At 71.5% G+C, this 25,442-nt stretch carries 22 protein-coding genes; 9 read left to right on the top strand and 13 right to left on the bottom strand.

Going from position 1 to position 25,442, the window contains the following annotated elements; all coding sequences use genetic code 11:
• Positions 1–29: 29 nt before the first annotated feature.
• Complete coding sequence (locus tag ACIP6U_RS42830) at positions 30–1,199, top strand: MFS transporter (RefSeq protein ID WP_401728360.1); 1,170 nt, start codon at positions 30–32, stop codon at positions 1,197–1,199.
• A 37-nt stretch (positions 1,200–1,236) separates the two neighbouring features.
• Here ACIP6U_RS42830 and ACIP6U_RS42825 read toward each other — a convergent pair whose 3' ends face one another.
• Positions 1,237–2,241, bottom strand: a complete 1,005-nt coding sequence (locus ACIP6U_RS42825; RefSeq protein ID WP_401728359.1) for a LacI family DNA-binding transcriptional regulator — start codon at positions 2,239–2,241, stop codon at positions 1,237–1,239.
• Between the two features lie 165 nt (positions 2,242–2,406).
• Between ACIP6U_RS42825 and ACIP6U_RS42820 the strand changes: the two genes are divergently transcribed.
• The 4 genes from ACIP6U_RS42820 (at position 2,407) to ACIP6U_RS42805 (ending at position 6,583) form a co-directional block, all read left to right on the top strand.
• Positions 2,407–3,588, top strand: coding sequence for a Gfo/Idh/MocA family protein (locus ACIP6U_RS42820; RefSeq protein ID WP_401728358.1), 1,182 nt, complete (start codon positions 2,407–2,409; stop codon positions 3,586–3,588).
• A 43-nt stretch (positions 3,589–3,631) separates the two neighbouring features.
• Complete coding sequence (locus ACIP6U_RS42815; RefSeq protein WP_401728357.1) at positions 3,632–4,627, top strand: sugar phosphate isomerase/epimerase family protein; 996 nt, start codon at positions 3,632–3,634, stop codon at positions 4,625–4,627.
• Positions 4,628–4,689: 62 nt separating this feature from the next.
• Complete coding sequence (locus ACIP6U_RS42810; protein ID WP_401728356.1) at positions 4,690–5,721, top strand: sugar ABC transporter substrate-binding protein; 1,032 nt, start codon at positions 4,690–4,692, stop codon at positions 5,719–5,721.
• Positions 5,722–5,725: 4 nt separating this feature from the next.
• On the top strand, positions 5,726–6,583 hold the full coding sequence (locus tag ACIP6U_RS42805; protein WP_401728354.1) for a sugar phosphate isomerase/epimerase family protein: 858 nt from the start codon (positions 5,726–5,728) through the stop codon (positions 6,581–6,583).
• Here the strand turns inward: ACIP6U_RS42805 and ACIP6U_RS42800 are convergent.
• Genes ACIP6U_RS42800 through ACIP6U_RS42790 form a run of 3 tightly spaced genes read right to left on the bottom strand, consistent with a single transcriptional unit; the run spans position 6,555 to position 8,200 of the window.
• Positions 6,555–6,875: a DUF6510 family protein gene (locus ACIP6U_RS42800; protein ID WP_401728353.1), complete on the bottom strand. Its 321-nt coding sequence runs from the start codon at positions 6,873–6,875 to the stop codon at positions 6,555–6,557. The genes ACIP6U_RS42805 and ACIP6U_RS42800 overlap by 29 nt on opposite strands.
• A gap of 12 nt (positions 6,876–6,887) precedes the next feature.
• The gene (locus ACIP6U_RS42795) at positions 6,888–7,598 is read right to left on the bottom strand and encodes a ferredoxin reductase (RefSeq protein ID WP_401728350.1); all 711 of its coding nucleotides are present in this window, start codon (positions 7,596–7,598) and stop codon (positions 6,888–6,890) included.
• Between the two features lie 2 nt (positions 7,599–7,600).
• On the bottom strand, positions 7,601–8,200 hold the full coding sequence (locus ACIP6U_RS42790) for a sulfite oxidase-like oxidoreductase (protein ID WP_401728349.1): 600 nt from the start codon (positions 8,198–8,200) through the stop codon (positions 7,601–7,603).
• Positions 8,201–8,342: 142 nt separating this feature from the next.
• Between ACIP6U_RS42790 and ACIP6U_RS42785 the strand changes: the two genes are divergently transcribed.
• The gene (locus ACIP6U_RS42785; protein WP_401728348.1) at positions 8,343–9,083 is read left to right on the top strand and encodes a maleylpyruvate isomerase family mycothiol-dependent enzyme; all 741 of its coding nucleotides are present in this window, start codon (positions 8,343–8,345) and stop codon (positions 9,081–9,083) included.
• Positions 9,084–9,104: 21 nt separating this feature from the next.
• Here the strand turns inward: ACIP6U_RS42785 and ACIP6U_RS42780 are convergent, their stop codons facing one another.
• Entirely contained in the window at positions 9,105–9,482 is a 378-nt protein-coding gene (locus ACIP6U_RS42780) for a MarR family winged helix-turn-helix transcriptional regulator (RefSeq protein ID WP_401728347.1), read from the bottom strand.
• Positions 9,483–9,568: 86 nt separating this feature from the next.
• Here ACIP6U_RS42780 and ACIP6U_RS42775 point away from each other — a divergent pair, with 86 nt between their 5' ends.
• On the top strand, positions 9,569–11,044 hold the full coding sequence (locus ACIP6U_RS42775) for an MFS transporter (RefSeq protein WP_401728345.1): 1,476 nt from the start codon (positions 9,569–9,571) through the stop codon (positions 11,042–11,044).
• A gap of 68 nt (positions 11,045–11,112) precedes the next feature.
• Here ACIP6U_RS42775 and ACIP6U_RS42770 read toward each other — a convergent pair whose 3' ends face one another.
• The 8 genes from ACIP6U_RS42770 to ACIP6U_RS42735 form a co-directional block, all read right to left on the bottom strand.
• Positions 11,113–11,913 carry an alpha/beta fold hydrolase gene (locus tag ACIP6U_RS42770; RefSeq protein WP_401728343.1) on the bottom strand — a complete coding sequence of 267 codons (801 nt, stop codon included), beginning with the start codon at positions 11,911–11,913 and terminating at the stop codon, positions 11,113–11,115.
• Between the two features lie 53 nt (positions 11,914–11,966).
• Positions 11,967–12,785 carry an enoyl-CoA-hydratase DpgD gene (gene dpgD / locus ACIP6U_RS42765; RefSeq protein WP_401728342.1) on the bottom strand — a complete coding sequence of 273 codons (819 nt, stop codon included), beginning with the start codon at positions 12,783–12,785 and terminating at the stop codon, positions 11,967–11,969.
• The gene (gene dpgC / locus ACIP6U_RS42760; RefSeq protein ID WP_401728341.1) at positions 12,782–14,089 is read right to left on the bottom strand and encodes a (3,5-dihydroxyphenyl)acetyl-CoA 1,2-dioxygenase DpgC; all 1,308 of its coding nucleotides are present in this window, start codon (positions 14,087–14,089) and stop codon (positions 12,782–12,784) included. The genes dpgD and dpgC overlap by 4 nt, the downstream gene beginning before the upstream one ends.
• Complete coding sequence (dpgB, locus tag ACIP6U_RS42755) at positions 14,086–14,751, bottom strand: enoyl-CoA-hydratase DpgB (protein WP_401728340.1); 666 nt, start codon at positions 14,749–14,751, stop codon at positions 14,086–14,088. Before dpgB ends, dpgC begins: the two co-directional genes overlap by 4 nt.
• 26 nt (positions 14,752–14,777) lie before the next feature.
• Positions 14,778–15,935: a 3,5-dihydroxyphenylacetyl-CoA synthase DpgA gene (dpgA, locus tag ACIP6U_RS42750; RefSeq protein ID WP_401728339.1), complete on the bottom strand. Its 1,158-nt coding sequence runs from the start codon at positions 15,933–15,935 to the stop codon at positions 14,778–14,780.
• A 129-nt stretch (positions 15,936–16,064) separates the two neighbouring features.
• Positions 16,065–17,465 carry a PLP-dependent aminotransferase family protein gene (locus tag ACIP6U_RS42745; RefSeq protein WP_401728338.1) on the bottom strand — a complete coding sequence of 467 codons (1,401 nt, stop codon included), beginning with the start codon at positions 17,463–17,465 and terminating at the stop codon, positions 16,065–16,067.
• Between the two features lie 159 nt (positions 17,466–17,624).
• Positions 17,625–20,855: an AAA family ATPase gene (locus ACIP6U_RS42740; RefSeq protein ID WP_401728337.1), complete on the bottom strand. Its 3,231-nt coding sequence runs from the start codon at positions 20,853–20,855 to the stop codon at positions 17,625–17,627.
• 672 nt (positions 20,856–21,527) lie between these two features.
• Positions 21,528–22,808: a prephenate dehydrogenase gene (locus ACIP6U_RS42735; protein WP_401728336.1), complete on the bottom strand. Its 1,281-nt coding sequence runs from the start codon at positions 22,806–22,808 to the stop codon at positions 21,528–21,530.
• A 216-nt stretch (positions 22,809–23,024) separates the two neighbouring features.
• Between ACIP6U_RS42735 and hppD the strand changes: the two genes are divergently transcribed.
• Together hppD and ACIP6U_RS42725 are read left to right on the top strand one after the other, a co-directional pair.
• Complete coding sequence (hppD, locus tag ACIP6U_RS42730) at positions 23,025–24,149, top strand: 4-hydroxyphenylpyruvate dioxygenase (RefSeq protein ID WP_401728335.1); 1,125 nt, start codon at positions 23,025–23,027, stop codon at positions 24,147–24,149.
• 28 nt (positions 24,150–24,177) lie between these two features.
• Positions 24,178–25,317, top strand: coding sequence for an alpha-hydroxy acid oxidase (locus tag ACIP6U_RS42725; RefSeq protein WP_401728549.1), 1,140 nt, complete (start codon positions 24,178–24,180; stop codon positions 25,315–25,317).
• Positions 25,318–25,442 lie beyond the last annotated feature (125 nt).

Below are 25,442 nucleotides of genomic sequence, written 5' to 3'. Positions count from 1 at the left end.
TAATAAACAAAACCCGATCGCACAGCGCCGTGCCGGGCAACCGCAGCGAGCTCGCACGCCTCCGCACCGCTCTCACCGTCTTCTTCGCCCTCGACGGCTTCGTCTTCGCCGGCTGGGTCGTCCGCATCCCCGCCATCAAGCACCAGACCGGCGCCTCCGCCAGCACACTCGGCCTCGCTCTCCTCGGCGTGTCCGCCGGCGCCGTCATCACCATGATGATCACCGGCCGGCTCTGCCGCCGCTACGGAAACCACCAGGTCACCGTCGTCTGCGCCGTCCTCCTCTCCCTCAGCGTCGCCCTCCCCCCGCTCACCCACTCCGTCCTCGCCCTCGGCCTCGTCCTCCTGGTCTTCGGCGCCGCGTACGGCGGGATCAACGTCGCCTTCAACAGTGCGGCGGTCGACCTGGTGCGGGCCCTGAAGCGGCCGATCATGCCCAGCTTCCACGCGGCCTTCAGCCTGGGCGGAATGGTCGGCGCCGGGCTCGGCGGACTGGTCGCGGGCGTGCTCACCCCGACCCAGCACCTGCTCTGTCTCACCGTGATCGGCCTGCTCGTCACCGCGTTCGCGGGCCGTGTCCTGCTGCGCATCCAGCCCCCGGAACCGCCCGAGACCGCACCGAGCCGGCAGCCCGCGCCGCGCCGTCTGGACTCCCGCACCCGCGGCCTCGTCATCACCTTCGGCCTGATCGCCCTGTGCACGGCCTACGGCGAGGGGGCCCTGGCCGACTGGAGCGCCCTGCACCTGGAACAGGACCTCGACGCCTCGGCCGGCGCGGCGGCGGTCGGTTACTCCTGTTTCGCGCTCGCCATGACCGTCGGCCGGCTCTCCGGCACCCGGCTGCTCGAACGCCTGGGCCGGACCCGGACCCTCATCTCCGGCGGCACGGTCGCCGCCTTCGGCATGCTGCTCGGCGCCCTCGCCCCCACCCTCTGGGCCGCGCTCATCGGCTTCGTGATCACCGGCCTCGGCCTCGCCAACCTCTTCCCCGTCGCCATCGAACGCGCCGGCACACTCGCCGGCCCGGACGGCGTCGCCATCGCGTCCACCTTCGGCTACGGCGGCATGCTTCTCGGCCCACCCGCGATCGGCTTCATGGCCGACTGGTTCTCCCTCCCCGCCGCCCTCACCAGCGTCGCGGTACTGGCGGCGACGGCAGCGGTGATCGGGCTTGTGACACGGGGCGCGGCCGAGCGCTGACCCGTCGAACCGCGGGGCCTCGGCAGATCAGTCCGGGTCAGCCCACCGGCCCGGTACTCCCCCGCACCACCAACCGCGGCGCCAACACCACTTCCCGCGCCTCGGTCCGCCCCTCGTCCAGCCGCTCCAGCGCGGCCCGTACCGCCTGCCCCGCCTGTTCCTTCGCGCTCTGGCTGACCGTGGTCAGGTCGAAGCAGCTCAGGCGGGACAGCGCGTCGTCGTCGTAGCCGGCGACGGAGACGTCGGTGGGCACGCGGACCCCGGCCCGGGTGAGCGCCGCGAACACGCCGATGGCGGACTGGTCGTTGAACGCGACCACGGCGGTGGGGAGTTGGTCACCGTCGAGGAGGTGACGGGCGGCCCGTTCGCCCGCCGCTTCGGTGTGGTCGCCGGGCAGGACACGGACGTACTCGTCGAGACCGTGGCGGCGCATCGCCGTGCGGTAGCCGCGGCGGCGGTCGGTCGCGATGACGCCCTTGCCGCCGTCGACGTAGACGATCGAGCGGTGTCCTTGCTCCGCCAGGTGGTCGACGATCTGGCCGACGCCGTCGTCGTCCGCCGTACGTACGACGTCCAGTTCGGCGCCGGGGATGCGGCGGCCGACGACGACCACCGGGGCCTTGCGGTGGAGGGAGGCCAGGGTGTCGGCGGGGGCGATCGGGCCCAGCAGGATGAGGGCCTCGCTGCGGAAGGCGAGGAGGGTCTCGACCGCGGTGTGTTCGTCGCGGGTGCGGGTCTGGGTGCTCAGGACCAGGTCGTAGCCGACCTCGGCCGCGGCCGTGTGGAGGTGCTCGACCAGTTCGGCGTGGAAGGGGCTGTGGATGTCGACCATCACGCCGAGCAGTCTGCTGCGTCTGCTGGCCAGCAGGCTGGCGTTGCGGTCGGGCTGGTAGCCGAGGGCGGCGGCCGCGTCGAGGACGCGGCGGCGGGTCCGCTCGCTGGGGCCGGGGGCGCCGCGCAGGACCAGGGAGACCGAGGCGGTGGACAGGCCGACCCGCGCGGCCACGTCCTCCAACCGGGGCCGGGAACCTGCGTCGACCACTGGGCCTCCTGTCGGAATCTCCTCGCGCAACACCCTTGACACGCCCGTGAAACCGGTCTGATAGTACCAGGACTTAAAGCGCTTTAAAAAGTTCTATTGCCTGGACATGGATCCGGATCGGGACAGGGGTCTCGGACCCGGATCAGGGCTGAGAGAGGACTCCACATGGCTTCTGAGTCGATCGGCGTGGCCGTCATCGGCGCCGGCATGGCCGGACGCGCGCACCTCGGCGGATACCGGACCGCCTCGACGTTGTACGACGCCGGGCTGCCCGAGGTCCGGCTGGTCGCCGTCGCCGACACCCACGAGCCGTTCGCCCGTGAGGCCGCCCGTCGCTACGGCTACCGGCGGGCCGAGACCGACTGGCGGGCGATCGCCGAGGCCGACGACGTCGACGCGGTGAGCGTGGTCGTCGCCAACCCGCTGCACCGCGAGATCGTCGAGGGGCTGCTGGCGGCCGGCAAGCACGTGCTGTGCGAGAAGCCGCTCGCCCCGACCGTGGCCGACGCCGAGGCGATGGTGAAGGCGGCCGAGGGCACCGGGCTGGTGGCCGCGACCGGGTTCACCCTGCGCCGCTCGCCCGCGATCAACGGCATACGGCAGCAGCTCGGCGACGGCGGGCTCGGGCGGGTGCAGCACTTCAACGGGCACTACTGGTGCGACTACGGGCACAACCCGGGCGCCCCGATCAGCTGGCGGTACCGCGGGCCGCTGGGCTCGGGGGCGCTGTCGGACATCGGCAGTCACCTCGTCGACCTGGGCGAGTACTTCTGCGGGCCGGTGGAGAGCGTGCGGGGCGCGGTGCTGTCGACGCAGGTGCGGGAGCGGCCCGTGCCGCTGGGCACCGCCGTGGGGCACTCGGCGGACGTCCGGGTGAGCGAGGAGCGGGAGGCCGTCGAGAACGAGGACATCGCGACGTTCACCGCGACCTTCGCCTCGGGCGCCGTCGGCACCTTCTCCGTCTCCCGGATCGCCTGCGGTCTCGCCAACTCCCTTGGTTTCGAGGTCTTCGGGGAGGGTGGCGCGGCCACGTTCGACATGGCGCGACCGGCCGAGTTCGGCTTCGCGGACTCCTCGCTGCCGGCCGCGACCGGCGGGTACCGGCAGGTCGTGGTCGGCCCGCAACACCCTTATGTCGCAGGCGGGTTGCCGATGGACTTCCCCAGCGTGGGCCACGGTCAGAACGACTTCTTCACCTGGCAGGCGCGCGCCTTCCTGGAGCAGATCGCGGGCCTGGACCGGCTGCCGCACTGCGCCTCCCTCGCCGAGGGTCTGCACAACCTGCGGGTGCTCGACGCGATCGTCGCCTCCGCGAGCGCCGACGGCCAGGCCGTCACCGTCCAGTGAGCGGCCCGTCGACGAACCCCGTGATGAACCAAGGAGCCACGCGATGAAGCTCGGTGCCTACACCGCCGTCCTGCACGACAAGCCCCTGCCCGAGGCGCTGCGGATCCTGCGCGAACTCGGCCTGGACAGCGCGGAGATCAACTCCGGCGGCTTTCTGCCCGCCCCGCATCTCCCGATCGCCGAGATCAGGGCGAGCAAGGCCGCGCGGGACGCGTACCTGGCGCTCTTCGCGGACGCCGGTGTCACCCTCACCGCCCTGAACTGCAACGGCAATCCGCTGCACCCCGACCCCGAAGTGCGCGCCAAGCACGGGCAGGACGTGCGCGACGCGATCGAACTGGCCGCCCTGCTCGGGGTGAAGCGGGTGGTGACCATGTCGGGGCTGCCCGCCTCCGATCCGGCCGGCGGGCTGCCGTCCTGGTCCGTACTGCCGTGGGACAGCGCCTACTTGGACGCCCTCGACTACCAGTGGGGCGAGGTGGCGATCCCGTACTGGAAGGACATCCAGGCGCGGGCGGCCGACGCCGATGTGAAGGTCTGCATCGAGATGCACCCGCACAACCTCGTTTACAACGTCGGCACGATGGAACGCCTTGCCACGGAGATCGACGCGACCCATGTGGGCGCCGAGATGGACCCGAGTCACCTGTTCTGGCAGGGCATCGACCCGGTCGCGGCGGTACGCCGGCTCGGCAACCTCGTCTACAACGCGGCCGCCAAGGACACCCGGATCAACGAAGAGGCCCGGATCAACGGCGTCCTCGACCATCGCCACCAGCGCGTGCTCCCCGACGAGCCGGACGCCGTCTCCCTCGGCGGCCGGTACACGCTCAGCCGCTGGCCGAAGAACGCCTCCTGGGACTTCGTCGCAGTCGGGCGCGGTCACGGCGTCGAGTTCTGGGCCGAGTTCCTGACGGCGCTGCGGGACGTCGATCCCGGCATGGCCGTGAACATCGAGCACGAGGACCAGGAACTCGACCAGTTCGAGGGCCTGCGCCTGGCCGCCGAGAACCTCAGGGCCGCCGCGGCCCGCATCTGAACGCCGGCCCGCGTGCGGCCGCCGACTCCCGTCCCCCTGTTGCACAGTGAGGTGCATCGACCATGAACCGCTCGACAACTCGCCCCACCAGTAACCGCGTTCGCAGAATCACCCCCGTCGTGGCCGTCGCCGCGGTGGCCGCCCTCGCCCTCGCCGGCTGTTCCAGCGGTTCCGGCGGGAAGAAGTCCGAGGAGAGCACGGCCGACGTCTCGGCCGGGAAGGCCTCCACTCCGCGCATGACCATCGCGATGGTCACCCACGCGCCCTCCGGTGACACCTTCTGGGACACCATCCGCAAGGGCGCCCAGGCAGCCGCCGCCAAGGACAACGTCAAGCTCATCTACTCCAACGACGAGACGGCCGCCGACCAGGCCAACCTGGTGCAGAACGCGATCGACCAGAAGGTCGACGGCATCGCGGTCACCCTGGCCAAGCCCGACGCGATGAAGGACGTGGTCGCCAAGGCGGAGCAGGCCGGCATCCCCGTCGTCGGCTTCAACGCGGGCCTCACGGACTGGAAGAAGCAGGGGCTGCTGTCCTTCTTCGGCCAGGACGAGTCCGTCTCCGGGCAGGCGCTCGGCACCAAGCTCAACGGCACCGGAGCCAAGCACGTCCTGTGTGTGATCCAGGCGCAGGGTGACGTCAACCTCGAACAGCGGTGTGCCGGGGTGAAGAAGACCTTCGGCGGCAAGACCGACAACCTGTACGTCAACGGCACCGACATGCCGTCCGTGAAGTCGACGATCACCGCCAAGCTCAAGACCGACTCCTCCATCGACTACGTCGTCACCCTCGGCGCCCCGTTCGCGCTGACGGCGGTGCAGTCGGTGTCCGAGTCGGGCAGCAAGGCCAAGGTCGCCACCTTCGACCTCAACAAGGACCTGGTGGCCGCCGTGCAGAAGGGCACCATCCAGTTCGCCGTCGACCAACAGCCCTACCTTCAGGGCTACTTGGCGGTCGACTCACTGTGGCTCTACAAGACCAACGGCAACTACAGCGGCGGCGGCGAGGAGCCGGTGCTGACCGGCCCTGCCTTCGTCGACAAGTCCGACATCGCGAGCGTCGCGAAGTTCGCCGCGAAGGGAACCCGTTGACACCATGAGGATCGCACTCGACCCGTACATGATCCGCAATGTCCCGCTGCTCGAACTGCCCGCCGTCGTGGCCGAGTTGGGCTACGAGTGGATCGAGCTGTCACCCCGCGAGGACTTCATCCCGTTCTTCCGGCACCCGCGCGTCGACGACGGCACGGTACGCGCGTTCCGTAAGGCCCTGGACTCCGCCGGCGTCGGCATCACCTCGCTCCTGCCGCTGTTCCGCTGGTCAGGGCCGGACGAGGACGACCGACAGGCCGCCGTACGGTACTGGAAGCGGGCCATCCAGATCGCCGCGGACCTCGGGGTCACCAGCATGGTCTCCGAGTTCAACGGACGCCCCGAGCAATCCGACCGCAGCGAGGCCCAGTTCTGGAGGTCGCTGGAAGAACTCCTCCCTCTCTTCGAGCGGGAGGGCATCGGCCTGGCGCTGGAGCCGCACCCCGACGACTTCATCGAGAACGGCTACGACGCGGTCAACCTGATCCGGGGCATCAACCACCCGGCCGTCAGCTTCCTCTACTGCGCCCCGCACACCTTCCACATCGGCGCCGACGCCCCCGGCATCATCAAATACGCCGGTGACCTCTTGACCCACGTCCACCTGGCCGATGCCTTCGACCACACCGCGTCCTCCGGCAACCGCTACATCCTCAACCCGCCCGGCACCCCGGCCCGCATCCACCAGCATCTGGACATCGGGCAGGGCGAGGTCGACTTCGACGAACTCTTCCGCGAGCTCAGGGCGAACGGCTTCGACGGCACTCTCACCGCCTGCGTGTTCGCGTGGGAGGAACGGGCCCGCGAGTCCTCGGTGTTCATGCGGGAGAAGATCACGGAGTACCTGGCCGCCCACCCGTGACGGCCCCAGCAGTGACAGTGGTGGCGGTGGCGAACCGAAAAGCGCCGTCACCGCTTCCCACCGTCAGCCACACGTACTCTCCCTCCCTGACCAGCCTGAGCGCGATGTGGTCGCAGCCGGGGCAGCGGGCGGTCAGGCCCGGTTCGGGCCCGTAGACGTGGAGTTGGGCGAGCGGGCCCGACCTCGCACAGCCCGGGCAGCGCCACCAGGCCGTGGTGGGTTCCGCCGCGAGGATCTCCGAGAGCGGGCCGGCTAGGCAGTTGCCGTCGAGGTGCGCGGTTTCGTCAGCCATCGTGGCCTCCGGTCAGCCGAAGCGTTCGGTACGGATGGTGGTGGGGTCCCGTCCCAGGTCGACGAGGAGGTCGGCCACGGTCTCCACGAAGGCGGTGGGGCCGCAGACGTAGACCGGACTGGTGGGTTCGAGTCGGGCGGCCGGCTTGTCGAGGTCGGCCTGCGTCAGGCGGCCTGGCGCGCGGGGGCTGCCCGGCGGGGCCTGTCGCGTGTACAGCAGGCGCACGTCGAGGTGCGGGTCCCGCTCGGCCAGGTCGTCGCGGTACCAGACGTCATCGGGGGTGCGTACCGAGTACAGCAGGTGGAAGGGAGCCTCGGAGCGCGCCTCGCGGTGGGCTCGGATCATGGCCGCGAGGGGTACGACTCCGGAGCCGCCGGCGACCAGCAGGGCGGGCTCGGTCTGTTCCGGCCGCCACACGAACCAGTTGCCCAGCGGACCGCGCACCTCGACCTCGGCGCCCTGCGGCAACTCGTCCGTGAGATACGGGGAGACTTCGCCCTCGGGGACGCTCTGCACACCGAGTTCGATCCGGTCGCCGTCGGCGGGCGCGGCGAGGGAGTAGCTGCGTACGGCCTGGTAGCCGTCGTCGGCGGTGAGCCGTACGTCGACGTGCTGGCCGGGCAGATGCCCCGGCCAGCCCGGCGCGCTGAAGACGAGGGAGCGGGCCGTGGCGGTCTGTGGGCCGCGCCGGTCGAGGCGGGCGGCGCGCCAGGTGATGGCCATGGTCAGTCGCCCCAGTTGCGCTGCTCGCGCCAGGGGTCGCCGTGGTTGTGGTAGCCGACCGACTCCCAGAAGCCCGGCCGGTCGTCGTGGGTGAGCCGCAGTCCGCGCACCCACTTGGCCGACTTCCAGAAGTACAGGTGCGGCACGAGCAGCCGGGCCGGGCCGCCGTGCTCCGGCGAGAGCGGGAAGCCGTCGTAGGTGTGCACGAGCCACGCCTTCCCGCCGAGGAGGTCCGTCAGCGGGAGGTTCGTGGTGTAGCCGCCGTAGCTGTGGGCGACGACGTATGCGGCCGTGGTGTCGACGTTCTCGAGGAAGGCCTCGACGGGGACCCCGCGCCACCGGGTGTCGAACTTCGACCAGCGGGTCACGCAGTGGATGTCCTTCGTCGTGTCCTCCTGCGGGAGGGCCAGCATCTGGTCCCAGGTCCAGCTGTGCGTCTCACCGTTCTCGGCCGTCACGGTGAAGGCCCACGACTCGGTCGCCACCTTCGGGGTGGGCCCCGCGGACAGCACGGGGAACTGTTCGGTGGGGTACTGGCCGGGCGGCAGCCGGTCCGCCAGGGACCGGGCGCGCCCGCGGAATCCGGGAGAGAAGGAGCTCATGGACGTCATCTCCTGACCTCGTCGGGCGCCACGGCCGGACATCACCGGGGCGCGCCCGGTCCTCGCCGGGGCATGGCCGGGCGCACGTCCATCATGTGCCGCACTCCCCCTCGACCGCACTCGATACGGCACACTCGCCCCCATGGACACCACGGACTTCGTCGCCCACCTGGACCGGGAGGGCCGTCTGCTGGCCGCGGCCGCCGAGCGGGCGGGGACCGATGCGGAGGTGCCGACCTGCCCGGAGTGGCGGGTGCGGGATCTGGTGCGGCACACGGGCATGGTGCACCGGTGGGCGGCCGCGTTCGTGGCCGAGGGGCACACGGCCTACCACCCCGACGGCGGGCTGCCCGAGCTGGACGGCGCCGAGCTGCTGGCCTGGTTCCGCGAGGGCCACGGCCATCTCGTCGAGACCCTGTCCGCCGCGGCTCCCGATGTCCGGTGCTGGCAGTTCATGCCGGCGCCCTCGCCGCTCGCCTTCTGGGCCCGGCGGCAGGCGCACGAGACCACCGTGCACCGGATCGACGCCGAGTCCGCGCGGGGCGGTACGCCCACCGGGATCTCCACGGACTTCGCGGCCGACGGCATCGACGAACTGCTGCGCGGCTTCCACGCCCGGTCCAAGAGCCGGGTCCGCAGCGAGGAGCCGCGGGTGCTCCGAGTGCGGGCGACGGACGCGGACGACGCGGTGTGGACCGTACGACTGTCTCCGGAGCCGCCCGTGACCGTACGGGGCGAAGACGGCGAGGCCGACTGCGAACTGGCCGGGCCCGCCGCGCAGTTGTACCCGGCGCTGTGGAACCGGCAGCCGTTCCCGAGCGTGACCGGGGACGCGGCGGTGGCCGCACTGTGGCGCGAGAAGTCGGCCGTCACCTGGAGCTGACCGTCGGCGGACGGCCGACCGTCAGGCGGTGAGCATCCGTGTCAGTACCGCGCGCTGTACGGGCAGCACCTCGCCGTGCAGTGCGCGTCCCTTGTCCGTGAGTCCCACGCGCACGCCCCGCCGGTCCTCCGGGCACATGGTGCGCTCGACGAGGTCGTCCTTCTCGAGCCGGGCGATCAGCCGCGACAGCGCGCTCTGGCTCAGGTGGACGCGCTCGGAGATCTCCTGCACGCGGTAGGCGCAGGCGTCGCCCGCGAGGACGTCGAGCACTTCGAAGTCGCTGGCGCACAGGCCGTGTTGGTGCAGCGCGCGGTCCAGTTCGCACTGGGTGCGCGCGTGCAGCGCGAGGATGTCCCGCCACTGGTCCACGAGCCCCTGCTCGGCATTCTTGGCGGCCATGCGGGCACCGTAGCAGAGAACCAAGATTATTGCACGTACATTAAATGCGTTTGCATTCCATGCATGTGCATGTAGTGTCTGCGGACATGACCTCACCGCTCACCATCCCCGCGTCCGACGGACGCTGGACTCCCCGGCTCTGGGGCACCCTGCTGGTGCTCTGCGCCGCGATGTTCCTGGACGCGCTGGACGTGTCCATGGTCGGCGTGGCCCTGCCGTCCATCGGCTCCGACCTCGACCTGTCCACCTCGACGCTGCAATGGATCGTCAGCGGCTACATCCTCGGCTACGGCGGTCTGCTGCTGCTCGGCGGTCGCACCGCCGACCTGCTCGGCCGCCGCCAGGTCTTCCTCATCGCCCTCGGCGTCTTCGCACTCGCCTCGCTGCTCGGCGGCCTCGTCGACTCGGGCCCGCTGCTGATCGCCAGCCGCTTCATCAAGGGCCTGAGCGCGGCCTTCACGGCCCCCGCCGGCCTGTCGATCATCACCACGACCTTCGCCGAGGGCCCGCTGCGCAACCGGGCCCTGTCGATCTACACCACCTGCGCGGCCACCGGCTTCTCGATGGGCCTGGTGCTGTCCGGCCTGCTCACCGAGGCCAGCTGGCGGCTGACCATGCTGCTGCCCGCGCCCATCGCCGTGATCGCCCTGCTGGTCGGCCTGAAGCTGCTGCCGCGCAGCGAGCGCGAGAAGGACCACAACGGCTACGACATCCCCGGCGCCGTCCTCGGCACCGCGTCGATGCTGCTGCTCGTCTACACGGTCGTCCAGGCACCGGAGTCCGGCTGGGGCTCGGCCCGCACCCTGCTGTCCTTCCTCGCGGTCGCCGTCATGCTGACCGTCTTCGTACGGATCGAGCGACGCTCGGCCGGTCCGCTGATCCGGCTCGGTGTACTGCGTTCCGGCAACCAACTCCGCGCCCAGCTCGGCGCGATGGCGATGTTCGGCTCGTACGTCGGGTTCCAGTTCCTGGTGACGTTGTACATGCAGTCCCTGCTCGGCTGGTCGGCGCTGCACACCGCGCTCGCCTTCCTGCCCGCGGGTGCGATCGTCGCCCTGTCCGCGACGAAGATGGGCGCGATCGTCGACCGGTTCGGCACGCAGCGGCTGATCGTCGTGGGCTTCGTACTCATGATCACCGGATACGCGCTGTTCCTGCGCGTCAGTCTCGACCCGACGTACGCGACGCTGATCCTGCCGTCGATGGTGCTGATCGGCGGGGCCTTCGCGCTGATCTTCCCGTCGCTCAACATCCAGGCCACCAACGGCGTCGAGGACCACGAACAGGGCATGGTCTCCGGGCTGCTCAACACCTCGGTGCAGGTGGGCGGCGCGATCTTCCTGGCCGTCGTGACGGCGGTGGTCACGGCGGGCGCTCCCGGGAACGCCGACCCGCAAGCGGTCCTGGACAGCTACCGCCCGGGCCTGATCGTGGTCACGGGCATCGCCGCCGCGGGTCTCCTGATCTCCCTCCCCGGCCTGCGCACCCGGCGTCGGCAGCGGTCCGTGGTGGTCGCCAAGTCCACATCCCAGGAGGCGGAGCGGGTTTCGGTCCGCGACTAGGGGGACGCCTCCGCAGTGTGTGCCCGGCGGGATCCGATTCCCGCCGGGCACACGGCTGAGCGGCCGGCTCACGCCGTCAGGAAGTCGGTCAGGGTCTTGTTCACGGTGTCCGGACACTCCAGGTAGCCGTAGTGACCGCAGTCCGGTATCTCCGTGTACCGCGCCCGCGGTATCGCCTCGGCGAGTTCGCGGGACAGGTGCGGGCGGACGACCAGGTCGTCCTGGAAGCCGATGACCAGGCAGGGGCGGTCGATCGCCCGGTAGTGCGCCAGACGGTTCGGGATGACCTCCATGCCGAGTTGGCGACGGACCGCCGCCGGGTCGGGCGTGCTCATCTCCAGCACGGCCAGCCAGTCCCGCAGCCTCTCCTCGTCGTTGAGGGTGCGCGGGGAGAGGTTCTGCAGCGCGAGCTGGTAGGCGGAGACCGCAGGCGGGAGTTCGACTCCGCTGTCGGCGAGTTCGAGGTCGGCCGCGGCCATGGCCCTGATCAGCTCGTCGGCGCGGCCGCAGCTCGACATCAGGACCGCCCGGCTGACGAGGTCGGGCCGGGCGAGCAGGAGTTCCTGCGCGATGATCCCGCCCAGCGAGTGGCCGACCACCCGGCAGGGCCCCTCCCCCAGGTGCTCGATCAGGGCCGCGACGTCCGCGACCATGTCGCCGAGGGTGAACCCCGCCGCGCCGGCGGCGGTCAGTCCGCTGCCCCGGTTGTCCACGGTGATCACCCGAAGGCCCGCCTGCCGCAGCGCGGGCACCTGGTGGGCGCGCCACACGCGGCCGGGCGTACCGGTGCCGGGCACCATCACGACCGGCTCACCACGACCGTGGTCGTCGAACCAGAGATCGACTCCGTTCACGTGTGCCCTCGGCATCGGTGTGCTCCTCCCTGACGGCTGATGGCTTCAGCGCGTGGACCGCGGCACGGTCACTGCCCGGACCAGACCGGGTCACGCCCCTCCGCGAAGGCCCGGGGGCCCTCCTGCGCGTCCGCGCTGTGCATACGCCGTTCCTCCCAGGCGTAGCGGGTGGCGAAGGCCTCTTCCAGGGGGCGGTCGAGCGAGCGCATCACGGACTCCTTGATGGCCCGCACCGACAGCGGGGCGCTGCGGACCAGGTCGTCGGTCCAGGCGGTGACCCGCTCGTCCAACTCCCCCGGTTCTACGACCTCGTTGACCAGACCGAGGCGGAGTGCGGTGGCCGCGTCCATCCGACGGCCGGTGAGGAGATGTCCCATGGCGGTCTTCAGGGGCAGCTGCCGGGCCAGCCGGAAAGCGCCGCCCGCGCCGGGGACCAGCCCCAGCCGCGCCTCGGGGAGGGCGAACACCGCGTCCGTGGCGGCGACGACCAGGTCGCAGGCCAGGACCAGTTCGAAGCCGCCGCCGAGTGCGTAGCCCCGCACGCGTGCCAGGACGGGCTTGGACAGGGAGAACCGTTCGGTGAGCCGTGGCCAGCCGGGCAGACCGCGGCTGCCGAACGTCGTAGGCGCCGTTCCGGCCGCGGTGAGCCGGGCGCGTTCCCTGAGGTCCTGGCCGACGGAGAACGCCCGGTCCCCGGCGCCGGTCAGGACCACGGCGCGGACCTCGTCGTCGGCCTCCACGTCGTCCCAGACCGCGGCGAGTTCCTCGTGCGTGCGCAGGTCCATGGCGTTGAGGACCTCGGGCCGGTCCAGCGTGACGCGGGCGACGCCGTCCTTCTTCTCGTACCGCACCCGCGGGCGGTCGGCGTCGCCGGCGCCCGCCGTCACGAGGAGCCCGCCGCGAACCGGCCCACCTTGTCGATCACGTCGGCCCCGTAGAGCCGCAGCGCCTGCTGGAGCGCGAACTCGGCCATGTACGCGCGGAAGGCGTCGGCCGGTTCGTCGGCGAGGTTGAGCATGTGCCGGTTGGCCAGCACCGCGTCACCGTCGAACCGGGCCAGGGAGCGCTCCACGGCGGCGTCCAGTTCCTCCGGCTCCACCACCTCGTCGACCAGCAGCCGGGCCGCCGGTTCCGCTGCCCGGATCCGGCGTCCCTCCAGGACGATCTGGCGGGACAGCCGCGGTCCGACGTACCGGCCGAGGCGGAAGTTGGCGACGCCCGGGATGATGCCCTCCTTGGCGGCCGGCAGGCTGAGGTAGGCGTCGGAGGCGGCCAGGACGTGGTCGAAGACGAGCAGCAGCTGGGCGCCGCCGCCGATCGCGAAGCCGTCGACGGCCGCGACCCAGGGCTTCTCGGTGTACGGCGTGTGCCAGGCGGCGGGGTTCTCGGTGCGGATCCCGCGGACCAGCTTGTGCAGGTAGCCCAGTTCGCGGCGGAGCAGGAAGTCGACCAGGGAGATGTCGCCGGAACTGAGGTTCTTCAGGTTGATGCCCGCGCTGAAGACCCTCCTGCCCCGGTAGCGGGGGTGGCTCATCTCGCCACCGCGCACCAGACCCACCCGGACCTCGGGGTCCAGCAGGGCCAGGTCGACGGCGGTCTCCATGTCGTCGACCTGCTGGTCGTCCTCGGCGTTGAGGCGGTCGTCCCGGCAGAGGGTCAGCCGGGCGACCCCGTCGCGCCGCTCCAGTCGTACGGCCGTCGTCCGTACAACTCCCGTCCGGCGGAACTCCGGGAGCAGCGCGAGCGCGCGGTCCGTGGGGCGGAGCATGGCCGCCAGGAGGTGGGGTCCGGCGACGGGTGAGCGCAGGACGGCCCGCAGGAAGATGCCCTGGTCGATCTCGTGGCCTTCCTTGTCCGCCTGTCGGCGGTCCCGCTCCCGCGCCAGCAGAGACTTCGCGGGCACGAGACCGGGGTAGGCGGTCGCGGCGGCCTCGACCAGTTCGCCGATGCGGAGTTCGCGGGCACGTCCGTCGGTGAGGCGGTCGTAGACGGCGTCGGCGTGGGCGTCGAGGAACCCGGCCCGCTCGGCGCGTGCCCGGTTCTTCACGGCGTCGGCCGCAGCCCGTTGTGCGGCGGTGCGGTCCGCCGGAGCGGGCAGCGCCGACAGCGTCCTCTCGGTCTGCCGCACGGTGTCGCTCAGCCGCTGCCAGCCGTCGAGCACGGGCCCCGGCCTGGGCGGTGCCGTCGTCATGCGGCCACCTCGTCGGCGGCGCCGCGTCGAAGTACGCGGTCGCAGGCCGCCAGGTGCGGCCCGAGGGCGTCCTCGAAACTGGTGTGCTGGGCGTCGAACAGCAGCTGACGGCGGATGGCGATCTCCTTGCCGGACAGCTCTTCGATCAGCTGGTCCGCGGCGGCCGCCGCCGCGTCCGCGTTCTCGGCGAGTTCGTCGGCGATGCCCGCTTCGAGGGCGTCGGACGCGGAGAGCGGCTGCCCGTAGAGCACGGCGCGGCGGACGCGGGCCGCACCGGCGAGGCGGACGAGCCGATAGGTCGCCATGCCGGGCCAGGTGGACTCTCCGTCGAAGGACACGAGGAGCCGGACGTCCGGGGTCGCGATACGGATGTCGGCGACGAGGAACGCGTCGAGCGCCGTTCCCCCGCAGTCGCCGTCGGCGAGGGCGACGACCGCTGCGGGCAGTCGTTCCAGCCTCCGCAGCACCCGCTCCCACTTGCTGACCAGAGCCACGTCCAGAGCGCCTGTCCAGCCCGGCTCGGGCGCGCCGGTGACCCGCAGGGTGACGATCCCCCCGGGGTCCCGGTCCTCGGCCCGGTCGCACAGGACGGACAGGTCCTTGACGGTCCCGAGGCTCAGCGGCCGGGTCCCGTCCACGGTCGCGGTCAGTACGTCACTCATGTCTCGCACGGCGTTCTCCCCCGTCGTCACCACTGGACCAGCGCCGTCTCGAGCGTGGATCCCGGACCCATCGTCATCAGCACCCCGTAGTCACCGGGCGTTGTCACCTGCTCGTCGAGAAGCCGTTCGTAGGAGAACAGGAACGAGCCGCTCGACACGTTGCCGTAGTCCCTGAGGACCCCGGTGGTGTGCCGCAGGTCGTGGCGGGTCAGCCGGAGGTTGACGCTGACCGCGTCGATGACCTTCTTGCCGCCGGAGTGGACCAGCCAGTGACCGATGTCGCTGCGCCGCAGGCCGGTGCCGGCCAGCAGCCGGTCGACGACGATCTCGGCGTGCGCGCCGACGACGTACGGGATCTGCGGGTCGAGGTAGAAGCTGAACCGGTCCAGCTCGCGGTCCCAGTCGTAGCGCATCGCGTCGATGGCGTCCGGGATGATGCAGCTGGCGAACTTCAGGACGGCCGGCCCTTCGGTGGCCCCCGACACCTCGTCACCCGGCCCGGACAGCAGGGCGATCGCGCCGGCTCCGTCGCCGAAGAGGCTGTTGACGACCGCGGTACGCATCGAGGAGTCCATCGCGTACGCGGCGGAGCACGCCTCCGCGCACAGGACGACGGCGAGTTCGCCGGGGTGGGCGGCGGACCAGCCCGCCACCACGTTCAGCGCGTTGAGGCCCGCGTTGCAGCCCATGCCGACGATGTCGCTGCGGCCGCAGTGGCGGTCGATGCCGAGTTCACGGATCATCAGAGCGCTCAGGCCGGGGGTGAGGAAACCGGTGGAGGAGACGCAGCACAGATGGCGCAGGTCGGAGAGTTCGGCACCGGCCCGCTTCAGGCAGGCGCGCAGCGCCTCGGCGCCCATGCCGACGGCCATGGCCTTGTGCTTGTCCAGCAGATCGCCCTGCGGCTCCGGCCGGCGGACGCCGTCGGTGTCCGGTTCGGGCAGGGTCAGATGGCGCCGGTCGATGGCGCTGTTGCGGAAGACGGAGCCGATCCTGGCGTCGGTGATGGCGAAGGCGTCGAGCACCTCCTGCTGGGTGTAGACGGTGGGCGACGTGGCGGTGCCCACGCCCACGATCCGCGGCCGGTACGGCGTCTTCAGGGCCCCGTCGCCGGTCAGCACCGGACGTCGGTCGAGCGCGTCGAGCCGGTCGAGGCCGTCGAGTCGGCCGAGGCTTGTGGTCATCGGAAGGTCCACCCCCACATACGCGGCTTGCCGCGCGGTTTCCGTGCGCTGACAGCGGTCACTTGTCCTCGTCGCCTTTCTCCGTGGAACGGTCGGGAAACGATGGTGAACTGACGTGAGTGCGTTTCTTCAGCGCGCCTGCGCGCTGTACGCCTCGATGAATCGGGCGAGCCGGTCGATGCCCTCTTCGATGTCCGCGTCCGTCAGATAACTCGTGGACAGTCGAAGGGAATCGAGGCCGCCGCCCTGTGGATAGAAGTAGTTCATCGGCGTCCAGATGACGCCGAAGTCCTGCGCGGACCGGGTCAGGGCCGCGTTGTCCGCCGGGAAAGGGACATGGACGGTGAGGAAGAATCCGCCGGTCGGTTCGTTCCACCGCACGCCGAGTTCCGCACGCCGGGCGGCCGGCAGGCGGAGGTCCAGCCGGCGCAGCGTGGAGCTCATGGCCTGCCCGTAGTGGGCGGCGGGTTCCGCGTTCAGTTCCGAGATCCGGCCGGCCGCCGACAGCAGGGCTCCGGCGACGGCGGCCTGGCTGAGCGACGAGGTGTTGACCGTCACCATGCTCTTGATCTTGGCGAGTTCGTCCGCGAGGAGACCGATGCGGCCCGTGTCGTCGGCCACGCTCTGGTCGGCGACCACGAACCCGACCCGCGCTCCCGGGAAGACGGTCTTGGCGAAGGAGCCGAGGTGCACGACCGTGCGGGAGCGGTCCAGGGACTTCAGGGTCGGGAGCGGTGTCCCCGGGCTCACCCAGCGGTAGGGGCTGTCCTCGATGACCAGGATGCCGTGGTGTTCGGCCAGTTCCAGGAGCGCGGCCCGGCTCGCCGCGTCCATCGTGGTGCCGGAGGGGTTGGAGTGGTCGGGGACCACGTAGACGGCACGGGGCCTGCGCCCCGCCGCCCGCTCCCGCCGGATCGCCGCCTCGACGTCGGCGCAGGCGAGCCCGTCCTCCCGCTCCGCCACGGCGGTGACCGACACGTCCAGCAGCCGGGCCGCGCCGGTGATGCCCACATAACAGGGGCTGGCCACCAGGAGGACGTCGTCCGGGCCGCGGAAGAGGGCCCGCAGCACCAGCAGCATGGCCTCCTGGGCGCCGACCGTGATGACGATCGACTCGGCCGGCACGTCGATGTCCTCGTCCACGTGCAGCGAGTCGGCGACGATGTCGCGGATCTGCCCCGCCGTCGGGCCGTACTGGTACATGGCGGTCCGTATCTCGTCCCGCGACCGGCCCTGGGCCTCCAGTTGATCCAGGTACGTACGGAGATAGGCGAAGATCCGCTCCGTGTCGAAGAACCCGTCGTAGGGCCGTCCGGGGGCGAAGGAGATCGCGTCCGGGTAGCGGTGCGTGACCTCGTTCAGGAAGTTCATCGTGTCGAGGACCGGGTCGGCGAGGCTGCGGTGCAGCTCGCTTCTGCGCAGATCGGGCCCGGCCTCCGTCGCCCCCGGCTCCGTGCGGAATTCCGGGAGGACGGGCACCGGGTCTTCTCGGGTCAGCCGCGCATAGTCGTCCAGGCTCCGTCCGGCCATGGATATCCCCTCGGCGGTTCGCATTTCGGCGTGTTGATTTCGGCGGCCAGGATCACATGATTCCAACCGGCGTCACAATGCTGTCCAACACGCCAAAATGCTCACTTGGACGGGGAGTTGCCGAGGCATTTCCCTGGCGGCCGACAATGCCGTACGTTTTTACCCTCCGTTGGGTGCGCAGGGGAGATCCGTGAAACTTCGGAGCTCCGTCGGCAGATCCTTTCGTCTGCGTACCTTCAGTTTCCGGTAGATTTTCGTCAGATGCTGCTCGACCGTGCTGACGGTGATGAAGAGCTTGCCGGCGATCTCCCGGTTGGTGCAGCCGGACGCGGCGAGCGCGCCCACCCTCAGTTCCGCCGAGGTGAGTTCGAGCAACGAGTCCGGCACGCCGTTCGTGGAGAACAGCTCACCGGTGGGTTCACGGAAGGGCTCGGCGTCCGCGGAACGGTGGTGCTGCGGCAGTTCCTCCGGTTCCGGGCGGCCCGTCGGAGCTTCCCAGGGCCAGGCGCGCTCCCGCTCGGCGGTGTCCCGGTACGCCGACCGTACGGCCTCCGTATCGGCCGATGGTCGCCTGAACTCCGTGTCACCGCCGGCCTCCAGGAGCCGCAACGCCTCCTGGAGCAGGGGCAGCCGCTCGTCCGGGGCGCTGGTGGCGACCAACGCGCGGAGGGTCGCGAATGCGGAGCGGGGCCCGTCGCCGCTCAGCTGCCAGGGCTCGTCGCTCACCCCGAGCCGTGGTTCCTCCCCGCGCGGGGCAGGTCGGCGCCGATAGGTCTCCCGTCCGCGAACGCTGTCACCCGTCGCTTCGAGCGCGGCCGCCACGCCCGCCCGCCAGTCCACGAGTTCGGGCAGGTCGAGCCCCCACCGCGCCATCAGCTCCCCACAGGTCTCGAAGTGCCGCAACGCGGCGCCCGGCCGTCCCGCACCGAGGTGGTGGCGGCCGAGCGAATGGAGGTAGGGCAGGGCGAAGGGCGTCTCGAACATGGCCGCGGGCACGGGCACGTCGAGGTACGCCATGGCGGTGTCGAAGTCGCCGCCCGTTGTCGCCGCCCGCACCGCCAGGGACAGCGGAACGCCGATCACGACACCCCATGCCTCGGAGCCGACCAGGGTCAGCGACGCCCGGGCCGCCTCGGCCGCCGAGGGGATGTCGCCGACGCGGAGCGCCTCTGCCGCGGCGTGTGCTTCGAGCAGGGCACGCCGCATGGGCACGCGCCGGTTTCCCGGTTCTTCCAGCAGTCGTCGGGGCCACGACTCGGGGTCGTCCGTGCGGCGTCCCTCGGTCGTACGGAGGAACAGTCCGGTGGGTGGGCTCGCCAGGCGGGCGACGGGGGCGATGCCGCGTGTTCCCGGCGGACCGTGCTCCGACGTGACCACCCCCGCCGTCAGGTCGACCATGGCCCCGGCCGGGAGCCGGGCGGGGACCGTGGACATGAGGTCCGGTCCGGGCGGCGGGTCGGCCCGGGGATCGCCCTCCGACCCGGGCTGCCAGAAGGAGAGTTGGAGCCGGACCAGCCGCAGACCCGCCCGGACGGCGGACGAGGCCGGGCCGACGCCGTCCCAGTGATCGGCGGGCTCGGCGGCGGCCCGGCCCTCGATGATCCGCAGCAGTGTGTCGGCCTGGGCGAAGTCGCCGCGCCAGGCGAGCTGTTCGACGGCCACCAGGGCCTGGGACACGGGCAACCGGCCGTCGCGCACCATGCGGTCGAGCTGCGGGAGGTACCGGGAGGCTCTCGGCGGGTCGATCAGCCACTGTGTCTCGGCGAGCGCGGCGGTCACCGCGGCCTCCTGCCCCGGGTCCGTGCAGATGCCGGAGGCGTGCCGCAGGTACTCGACGGCCGTGCCGATGTCTCCGGCGTCCCGGGCGTCCCGGGCGGCGCGCCGGAGGATGCCGGGCTGCCAGGCGGCGGCGCCGGGGTCGTGGGTGGCGAGCAGCTGTTCGGCCACGGCGATGGCGGAGGCCCCGCTCTCGTGGAGCAGGTGGGCAGCCGCGGACCGCATCGCGAACAGGTCCTTGGTGGGGATGTCGGCGAGGACGGCGGTCCGGGCGCGCTCGTGCCGGAATCGCACGCCGGAGACCAGGCCGGCGGCGTGCAGTTCGGCGATGCTGCGACGCACCGAGGTGATGTCCTCGCCCAGGAGGTCGGCGACCAGCGCCGGGCTCGCCTGCTCACCGAGTACGGCGAGCGCCCGGGCGGCGGAGAGCAGCGCCGCCTCGCCGCGGTGCAGACAGCGCAGTACCGCGTAGCGGAAGGACTCCCCCGGCACCGGGACGCGTGTACGGACACCGACGGGCGCCGGCCCGGCCGGACCGCGCCCGACGGTCGGGGCCGCGCCGTCGGACGGCCGTTCACCGACGGCCTCCGGGTCCAGGAGCAGCCGGTCTCCGGTCTGTTCCGGAGCCGCGGCGAGGGAGGCGCCGAGCACGTCCTGACGGGACGGGGTGTGGCTGCCGCCCGCCGACCGGTTCGACGGAACCTGGCCGGTGGGTGCGTCACGGTCCGTCGCGCCCTTGCCGGTGAACGTCCCGCGGTCCGGCGGGACTTGGCCGTCGGAGGGCTCCTGGCGCGACGCGCCCCGCCCTGGGGAACCGTTCCGTGCGGGCGTGTCCTGACCGGTGCCCGCCCTCCGGCCCGGCGCGCCGGGTTCCTGCGGTCTGCCGTCCTCCGCCACGTCGTCGATGAGGGCGTGCAGCAGCAGCGGGTTGCCGCCGCTCGTGCGCGTCCACGGCTCGGCGGCCTCCCGGGCACCGGGCGGGATGACCCCGCGGGCGGCCAACTGCCCGGCGACACCGTCGAGTCCGAGCGTGCCCAGCCGGACGCGGTGGCTGGAGGGCAGGTGCAGGGTCTCGGCGTGGAAGGTCACGAGGCCCTGCTCGTGGCAGGAGCTCTCGGTCAGCACGACCATGATCGGGGCCGTGTCGATACGGCGGATGAGATAGCTGAGGCAGTCCAGTGAGGCGTCGTCCGCGAAGTGCACGTCGTCCACCGCGATGACCAGCGGCCCCTCGCCGGCGAAGCCGATGACGGCGCGGCAGATGCGCTGGAGCAGGGCGAGCGGGACCCGCCCGGCCTCGATCGCCGCGAGACCGGCGACAGCACCCGCGCCGTCCTCCGCGGCGAAGGGGTACTCCACCATGCCCTCCGCCCGCATGGCGCTCATCAGCCGGTCGACGAGACCGAGCCAGTCGAATCGCTCGCTCGCGGAAGCCGTCACCGAGAGGAAACGGCCTTCCTGTGTTCCGACCCAACCGGCGAAGCTCTGGATCAGAGCCGTTTTCCCACAGCCGACAGGAGCGTTCACCAGAGCGACCGCGCCCTTGCCGTCCACAGATCTCGAATAGATCTGCTGCAGCAGTCGTAGTTCTGCGTCCCTTTCACTGAGATTCACGTCTCGGAACTTCAAAGGACCCCCCGTGATCCATTTCCGTACGCACGGCGGCGCCGCACTCGATGCCGCCGACTCGAGAAACCCTCGCAATTGGTTCAGGATTCAATTTGAACCGCCTCGGGCCTGCGCCGATGCAGACGGCCGATACCGGCGACCGATACAGATGTGGGGGGATGAGTTACAGCCCTGCCGGATGCGGAAGAAGCGATACCTTCAGGATACCGGCTCGATCCCGTCGCCCGTCGTCTGGATTTCGGACAGGTGGGCCGGAGTGTATCGATCGTTTTGAGACATCCTCCATTTCGGCATCGTGAAATCGTCCGGGGGCGATGACAGGCCGAGAACTGTCCACATATTGAAACGCACAGGCCGGGGCGCAGGCCTGAGGGGACGAGTCAGCGAGTTCCGATGGCGGCCACGCAAAAAGTGACGCGGGTTGCGCGCGGACCAAACAGCGCAAACCAGTACGTGGCGATCCGGCGGAAAGCACGCGCGTCACGGACCCGAGCGAACCGCCGCCGACGTCGACGCGTGCCCGGAAGGCACCTCGTACCTCCACTTCAGCACACCGCGCTCACGTCCCGGCGGTGGCCGGTACCACCCGGGTGCACGCGGACGGCCGGAAGGTCACCCTCGCCACAACTGGCCGAAACACTTCTGTGGCCACGTGGGTCAGAGGGGTGCGTCGGCTCTGCCGGTAGATCGATCTGAGCCATGCAAGTGGAATGTTTGCCGCCGGGACCCGGTCGGCGCTGTCGGCACCGGCTTCGGCGGCGTCTCCGGCTCGGCCGCCCACCCCTCGCCACGGAGGGTACGGAGTACGGGTGTCGCCAGCTCGGACGGGACCGGGATCCGTATCTCCAGCGCGCCGCCGACCGCGTCACCGCCGGCCGGCAGGACCGCCGTCTCCTCCGGGACGACTCCGAACTCCCCCACCACACGCAGCAGTTCGCCCAGCGCGCCGGGACGCCCGGGGACGACCACCACAATCCCGGCGTCGGTCACCCCGCCGCCCGCCCCGACGACCGGCAACACGGCCAGGCCCTCGACTCCCCGGTCGAGCAGATCGACCATCGCCCGCAGACCGCGGTCGCGTCCGCTCGGGCCGGCGACGAGGCTGAGGTCGGGGGTGGATCCGAGGGTGGATCCAGGAGTGGGGTCGGACCCGGAAACGGTCTCCGGCGCCGCCTCGGCCAGCAGGTCGAAGGCCGTCACCAGACGGGACAGGTCGGCGTGCAGTTCCCTGACGACCCCGGCGATGGCCGGGGCGTTGGCCTGGAGGATGTCGCCCCAGAGCCGGGAGTCGCCGCCCGCGATCCGGGTGACGTCCCGCAACCCCTGCCCGGCGAACCGGGACATCCCGTCGGGCCCTTCGCGCAGTCGCGCGGCCATCAGACTGGCCACCAGGTGCGGCACGTGCGAGGTCAGGGCCACGACGTCGTCGTGGTCGCGGCTGCCGGTCAACACCGGGACCGCGCCGCACAGTTCCACCAGCTCCCGGGCGAACCCCAGCGCCAGGTCGGAGGTGCACGCCGACGGGGTGAGTGCCCAGGGCCGGCCGTGGAACAGGTCGGCCCGCGCGGCCAGCGGACCGGACCGCTCGCGTCCTGCCATCGGGTGCCCGCCGACGAAGCGGGCCGGGTCGGGAGCGTGGCTGAGGGCCATCCGCACGGGCACGGACTTCACGCTGGCCACATCGGTGTAGCTGCGGGCCAGGAACCGCCGCTGGGCCCCGGCGAGCACCTCGCCGACCGCACTCGGCGGCACCGCGAGGACCGCCAGGTCCACCGGCCCGACGGGTTCCTCGGCCAGCCCGGCCCCCAGCGCGGCCGCCGTCCGCGCGGCCGTCGGGTCACGATCGGAGAGAAAGACCGTCACTCCGCGCAGGCTCGCCGCGAGCGCCACCGAGGTGCCGATCAGCCCCGTACCGACGACGGCAATCGTGCGCACCATGAGACATCACTCCGTCCAAAAGCCATCGACGTGCGAGTGAAATGCGGACCGAGTTTATGAAGCAGTGCCCTCCGACTGCCAGAGCAGACGAATACCGATATGGATCGAGCCTGCTCCGCTTTCCCGTCCAACCAATGCAGCCCGTCCCGCATGGCATTTTCCGCAGGCCGCGCCCTACAGTGCAGAAAACTCGTTCCTTTTCTGGTTGGGGGACACATGCGGGATATATCGAGTACCGGGGCCGCGGATCCGCTCGGCGACCTCTCCGTCGACTATGTCGAGCTGTACGTCGAACATCTGGAGGAAGCGGTATTCAACTGGGTCGACCGGTACGCGTTCACGGTCAGCGGCACCGGCGGTTCGGCCGACCACCGCAGCATCGCGCTGCGCCACGGCCGGATCACCCTGGTGCTGACCCAGGCCACCTCGGATCAGCACCCCGCCTCGGCCTACGTCGCCGCGCACGGTGACGGTGTCGCCGACATCGCGCTGCGCACCGCGGACGTACGAGCCGCGTTCACCGCCGCCGTCGCCCGTGGAGCCCGCGGCCGCCGCGGTCCCACCCGGCACACCGAAGGCGGCCCCGGCACGGCGGGCGGACCCGAGGTCACTGCCGTGCTCGAAGGGTTCGGCGACGTCGTGCACACGCTGGTGCAGCGCGCCCCCGGCGAGGGCCCGGGGCTGCCGTCGGGGTTCGTGCCGGCGCTGCGCGGCCACGACGAACGGGCCGACGACGTGGGCCTGGTGGACATCGACCACGTCGCCGTCTGCCTCGACGCCGGCGACCTGGGACCGACCGTGGACTACTACATGCGCGCCCTCGGGTTCCTCGACGTCTTCGAGGAGCACATCGTGGTGGGCGCACAGGCCATGGACTCGAAGGTCGTGCAGAGTCCCTCCGGCTCGGTCACCCTGACGCTGATCCAACCCGACGCGTCCGCCCAGCCCGGGCAGATCGACGAGTTCCTCAAGGGCCATCAGGGCGCGGGCGTCCAGCACCTGGCGTTCTCGTCCGGGGACGCGGTCCGATCCGTACGCGCGCTGGGGCGTCGCGGAGTCGATTTCCTGAACACGCCGTCCGCCTACTACGACCTGCTCGGCGAGCGCATCGAGCTGGATCCGCAGCGGCTGGCGGACCTGCGGGCCACGCACGTGCTCGCGGACGCCGACCACGGCGGGCAGTTGTTCCAGATCTTCACCGCCTCCACCCACCCGAAGCACACCCTGTTCTTCGAGGTCATCGAGCGGCAGGGCGCCGAGACCTTCGGCAGTTCCAACATCAAGGCGCTCTACGAGGCCGTGGAACTGGAGCGGACGGGTCAGCGTGGCTTCCAGCCCTGATCCGGAGCCGACGGCGGGCGGCGCCGGCGTGGTGAGTCCGTTCGTCACCGAGCCGGAACGGGCCCAGTCCCTGGCTGACTTCGAACAGGCGGCCCTGGCCGTACTGCCCGCCGATGTCCGGGACTTCGTCGCGGGTGGCAGCGGTGCCGAGACGACGCTGCGCGCCAATCGCGCCGCGTTCGACCGCGTCTTCGTGGTCCCCCGGATCCTGCGGGACGTCTCCGCGTGCACGACGGACGCCACGCTGCTGGGCCGGTCGGTGAGCATGCCGGTCGCCGTCGCCCCGGTGGCGTACCAGCGGCTGCTGCACCCGGAGGGCGAACTGGCCGTCGCCCGTGCGGCGAAGACGGCCGGTGTGCCCTTCACCGCCACCACGATGAGCAGCGTCCCGGTCGAGGAACTGACCGCCCTCGGGGGCACCGTGTGGTTCCAGTTGTACTGGCTGCGGGAGGCGGAACGGTCCCTGAACCTGGTGCGCCGGGCGGAGGACGCGGGCTGCGAGGCGATCGTGCTCACGGTCGACGTGCCCTGGATGGGGCGCCGGATCCGCGACATACGCAACCGCTTCACGCTGCCGGCACAGGTGACGGCGGAGCACCTCGCGCACGGCGCGGAGTCCGCGGCGCACCGCCGTCCCGGGGACGAGGTGTCCGCAGTGGCCGCCCACACCCGGCAGGCGTTCTCCTCCTCGGTGACCTGGCGTACCGTCCGCGCGCTGCGGGAGTGGACGAGCCTGCCGCTCGTGCTCAAGGGCGTGCTCGCGCCGGAGGACGCGGTGCGGGCGGCGGAGGCCGGGGTGGACGCGGTCGTGGTCTCCAACCACGGTGGCCGTCAGCTCGACGGCGCCCTCCCCGGCGTCGAGGCGCTGGGGCCGGTGGCGAAGGCGGTCGGGGCGCACTGTCAGGTGCTGATGGACAGCGGAGTACGCGGGGGCACCGACGTGCTGCGGGCGCTCGCGCTCGGCGCCGACGGTGTCCTGGTGGGGCGGCCGCTGATGTGGGGCCTGGCCACAGCCGGCGAGGCGGGCGCGGCCCGCGTGCTCGCACTGCTGGCGGACGAACTGCGGGACGCCCTCGGTCTGTCCGGTTGCGCGGGCGTCGCCGAGGCGGCGCGCCTGCGCACGGTCCGCACCGGCGCGGAGGCGGTGAACCCCTACGGGGGCGAGTAGCGAACAGGGGTCGTCGACATGGGGAGGCCGCCCCCCCGCCGGCAAGGGGGGGGCCGCCCACGGCACCCACCCCACCGCCACGCCCCCCCACCCGCCCCGGAACCCCGGGCGCCCACCCGCCGCGA

Origin of the sequence: Streptomyces sp. NPDC088794, assembly GCF_044750545.1 — a bacterium.
In the GTDB taxonomy this organism is placed as follows: Bacteria; Actinomycetota; Actinomycetes; order Streptomycetales; family Streptomycetaceae; genus Streptomyces.
Note: the sequence above shows the minus strand (reverse complement) of the source record. Positions and strands in the feature narration are given on the sequence as shown.

Excerpts from the sequence above, each read along its gene's own strand:
- ACIP6U_RS42770 (WP_401728343.1), bottom strand. The coding sequence starts at position 11,913 with ATGCCGAGGGCACACGTGAACGGAGTCGATCTCTGGTTCGACGACCAC.
- ACIP6U_RS42795 (WP_401728350.1), bottom strand. The coding sequence starts at position 7,598 with ATGGCCATCACCTGGCGCGCCGCCCGCCTCGACCGGCGCGGCCCACAG.
- hppD (WP_401728335.1), top strand. The coding sequence starts at position 23,025 with ATGCGGGATATATCGAGTACCGGGGCCGCGGATCCGCTCGGCGACCTC.
- dpgA (WP_401728339.1), bottom strand. The coding sequence starts at position 15,935 with ATGACCACAAGCCTCGGCCGACTCGACGGCCTCGACCGGCTCGACGCG.
- ACIP6U_RS42775 (WP_401728345.1), top strand. The coding sequence starts at position 9,569 with ATGACCTCACCGCTCACCATCCCCGCGTCCGACGGACGCTGGACTCCC.
- ACIP6U_RS42800 (WP_401728353.1), bottom strand. The coding sequence starts at position 6,875 with ATGGCTGACGAAACCGCGCACCTCGACGGCAACTGCCTAGCCGGCCCG.
- ACIP6U_RS42735 (WP_401728336.1), bottom strand. The coding sequence starts at position 22,808 with ATGGTGCGCACGATTGCCGTCGTCGGTACGGGGCTGATCGGCACCTCG.
- ACIP6U_RS42820 (WP_401728358.1), top strand. The coding sequence starts at position 2,407 with ATGGCTTCTGAGTCGATCGGCGTGGCCGTCATCGGCGCCGGCATGGCC.
- dpgB (WP_401728340.1), bottom strand. The coding sequence starts at position 14,751 with ATGAGTGACGTACTGACCGCGACCGTGGACGGGACCCGGCCGCTGAGC.
- ACIP6U_RS42745 (WP_401728338.1), bottom strand. The coding sequence starts at position 17,465 with ATGGCCGGACGGAGCCTGGACGACTATGCGCGGCTGACCCGAGAAGAC.
- ACIP6U_RS42810 (WP_401728356.1), top strand. The coding sequence starts at position 4,690 with ATGAACCGCTCGACAACTCGCCCCACCAGTAACCGCGTTCGCAGAATC.
- ACIP6U_RS42785 (WP_401728348.1), top strand. The coding sequence starts at position 8,343 with ATGGACACCACGGACTTCGTCGCCCACCTGGACCGGGAGGGCCGTCTG.
- ACIP6U_RS42780 (WP_401728347.1), bottom strand. The coding sequence starts at position 9,482 with ATGGCCGCCAAGAATGCCGAGCAGGGGCTCGTGGACCAGTGGCGGGAC.
- ACIP6U_RS42815 (WP_401728357.1), top strand. The coding sequence starts at position 3,632 with ATGAAGCTCGGTGCCTACACCGCCGTCCTGCACGACAAGCCCCTGCCC.
- ACIP6U_RS42805 (WP_401728354.1), top strand. The coding sequence starts at position 5,726 with ATGAGGATCGCACTCGACCCGTACATGATCCGCAATGTCCCGCTGCTC.
- dpgC (WP_401728341.1), bottom strand. The coding sequence starts at position 14,089 with ATGACGACGGCACCGCCCAGGCCGGGGCCCGTGCTCGACGGCTGGCAG.
- ACIP6U_RS42790 (WP_401728349.1), bottom strand. The coding sequence starts at position 8,200 with ATGAGCTCCTTCTCTCCCGGATTCCGCGGGCGCGCCCGGTCCCTGGCG.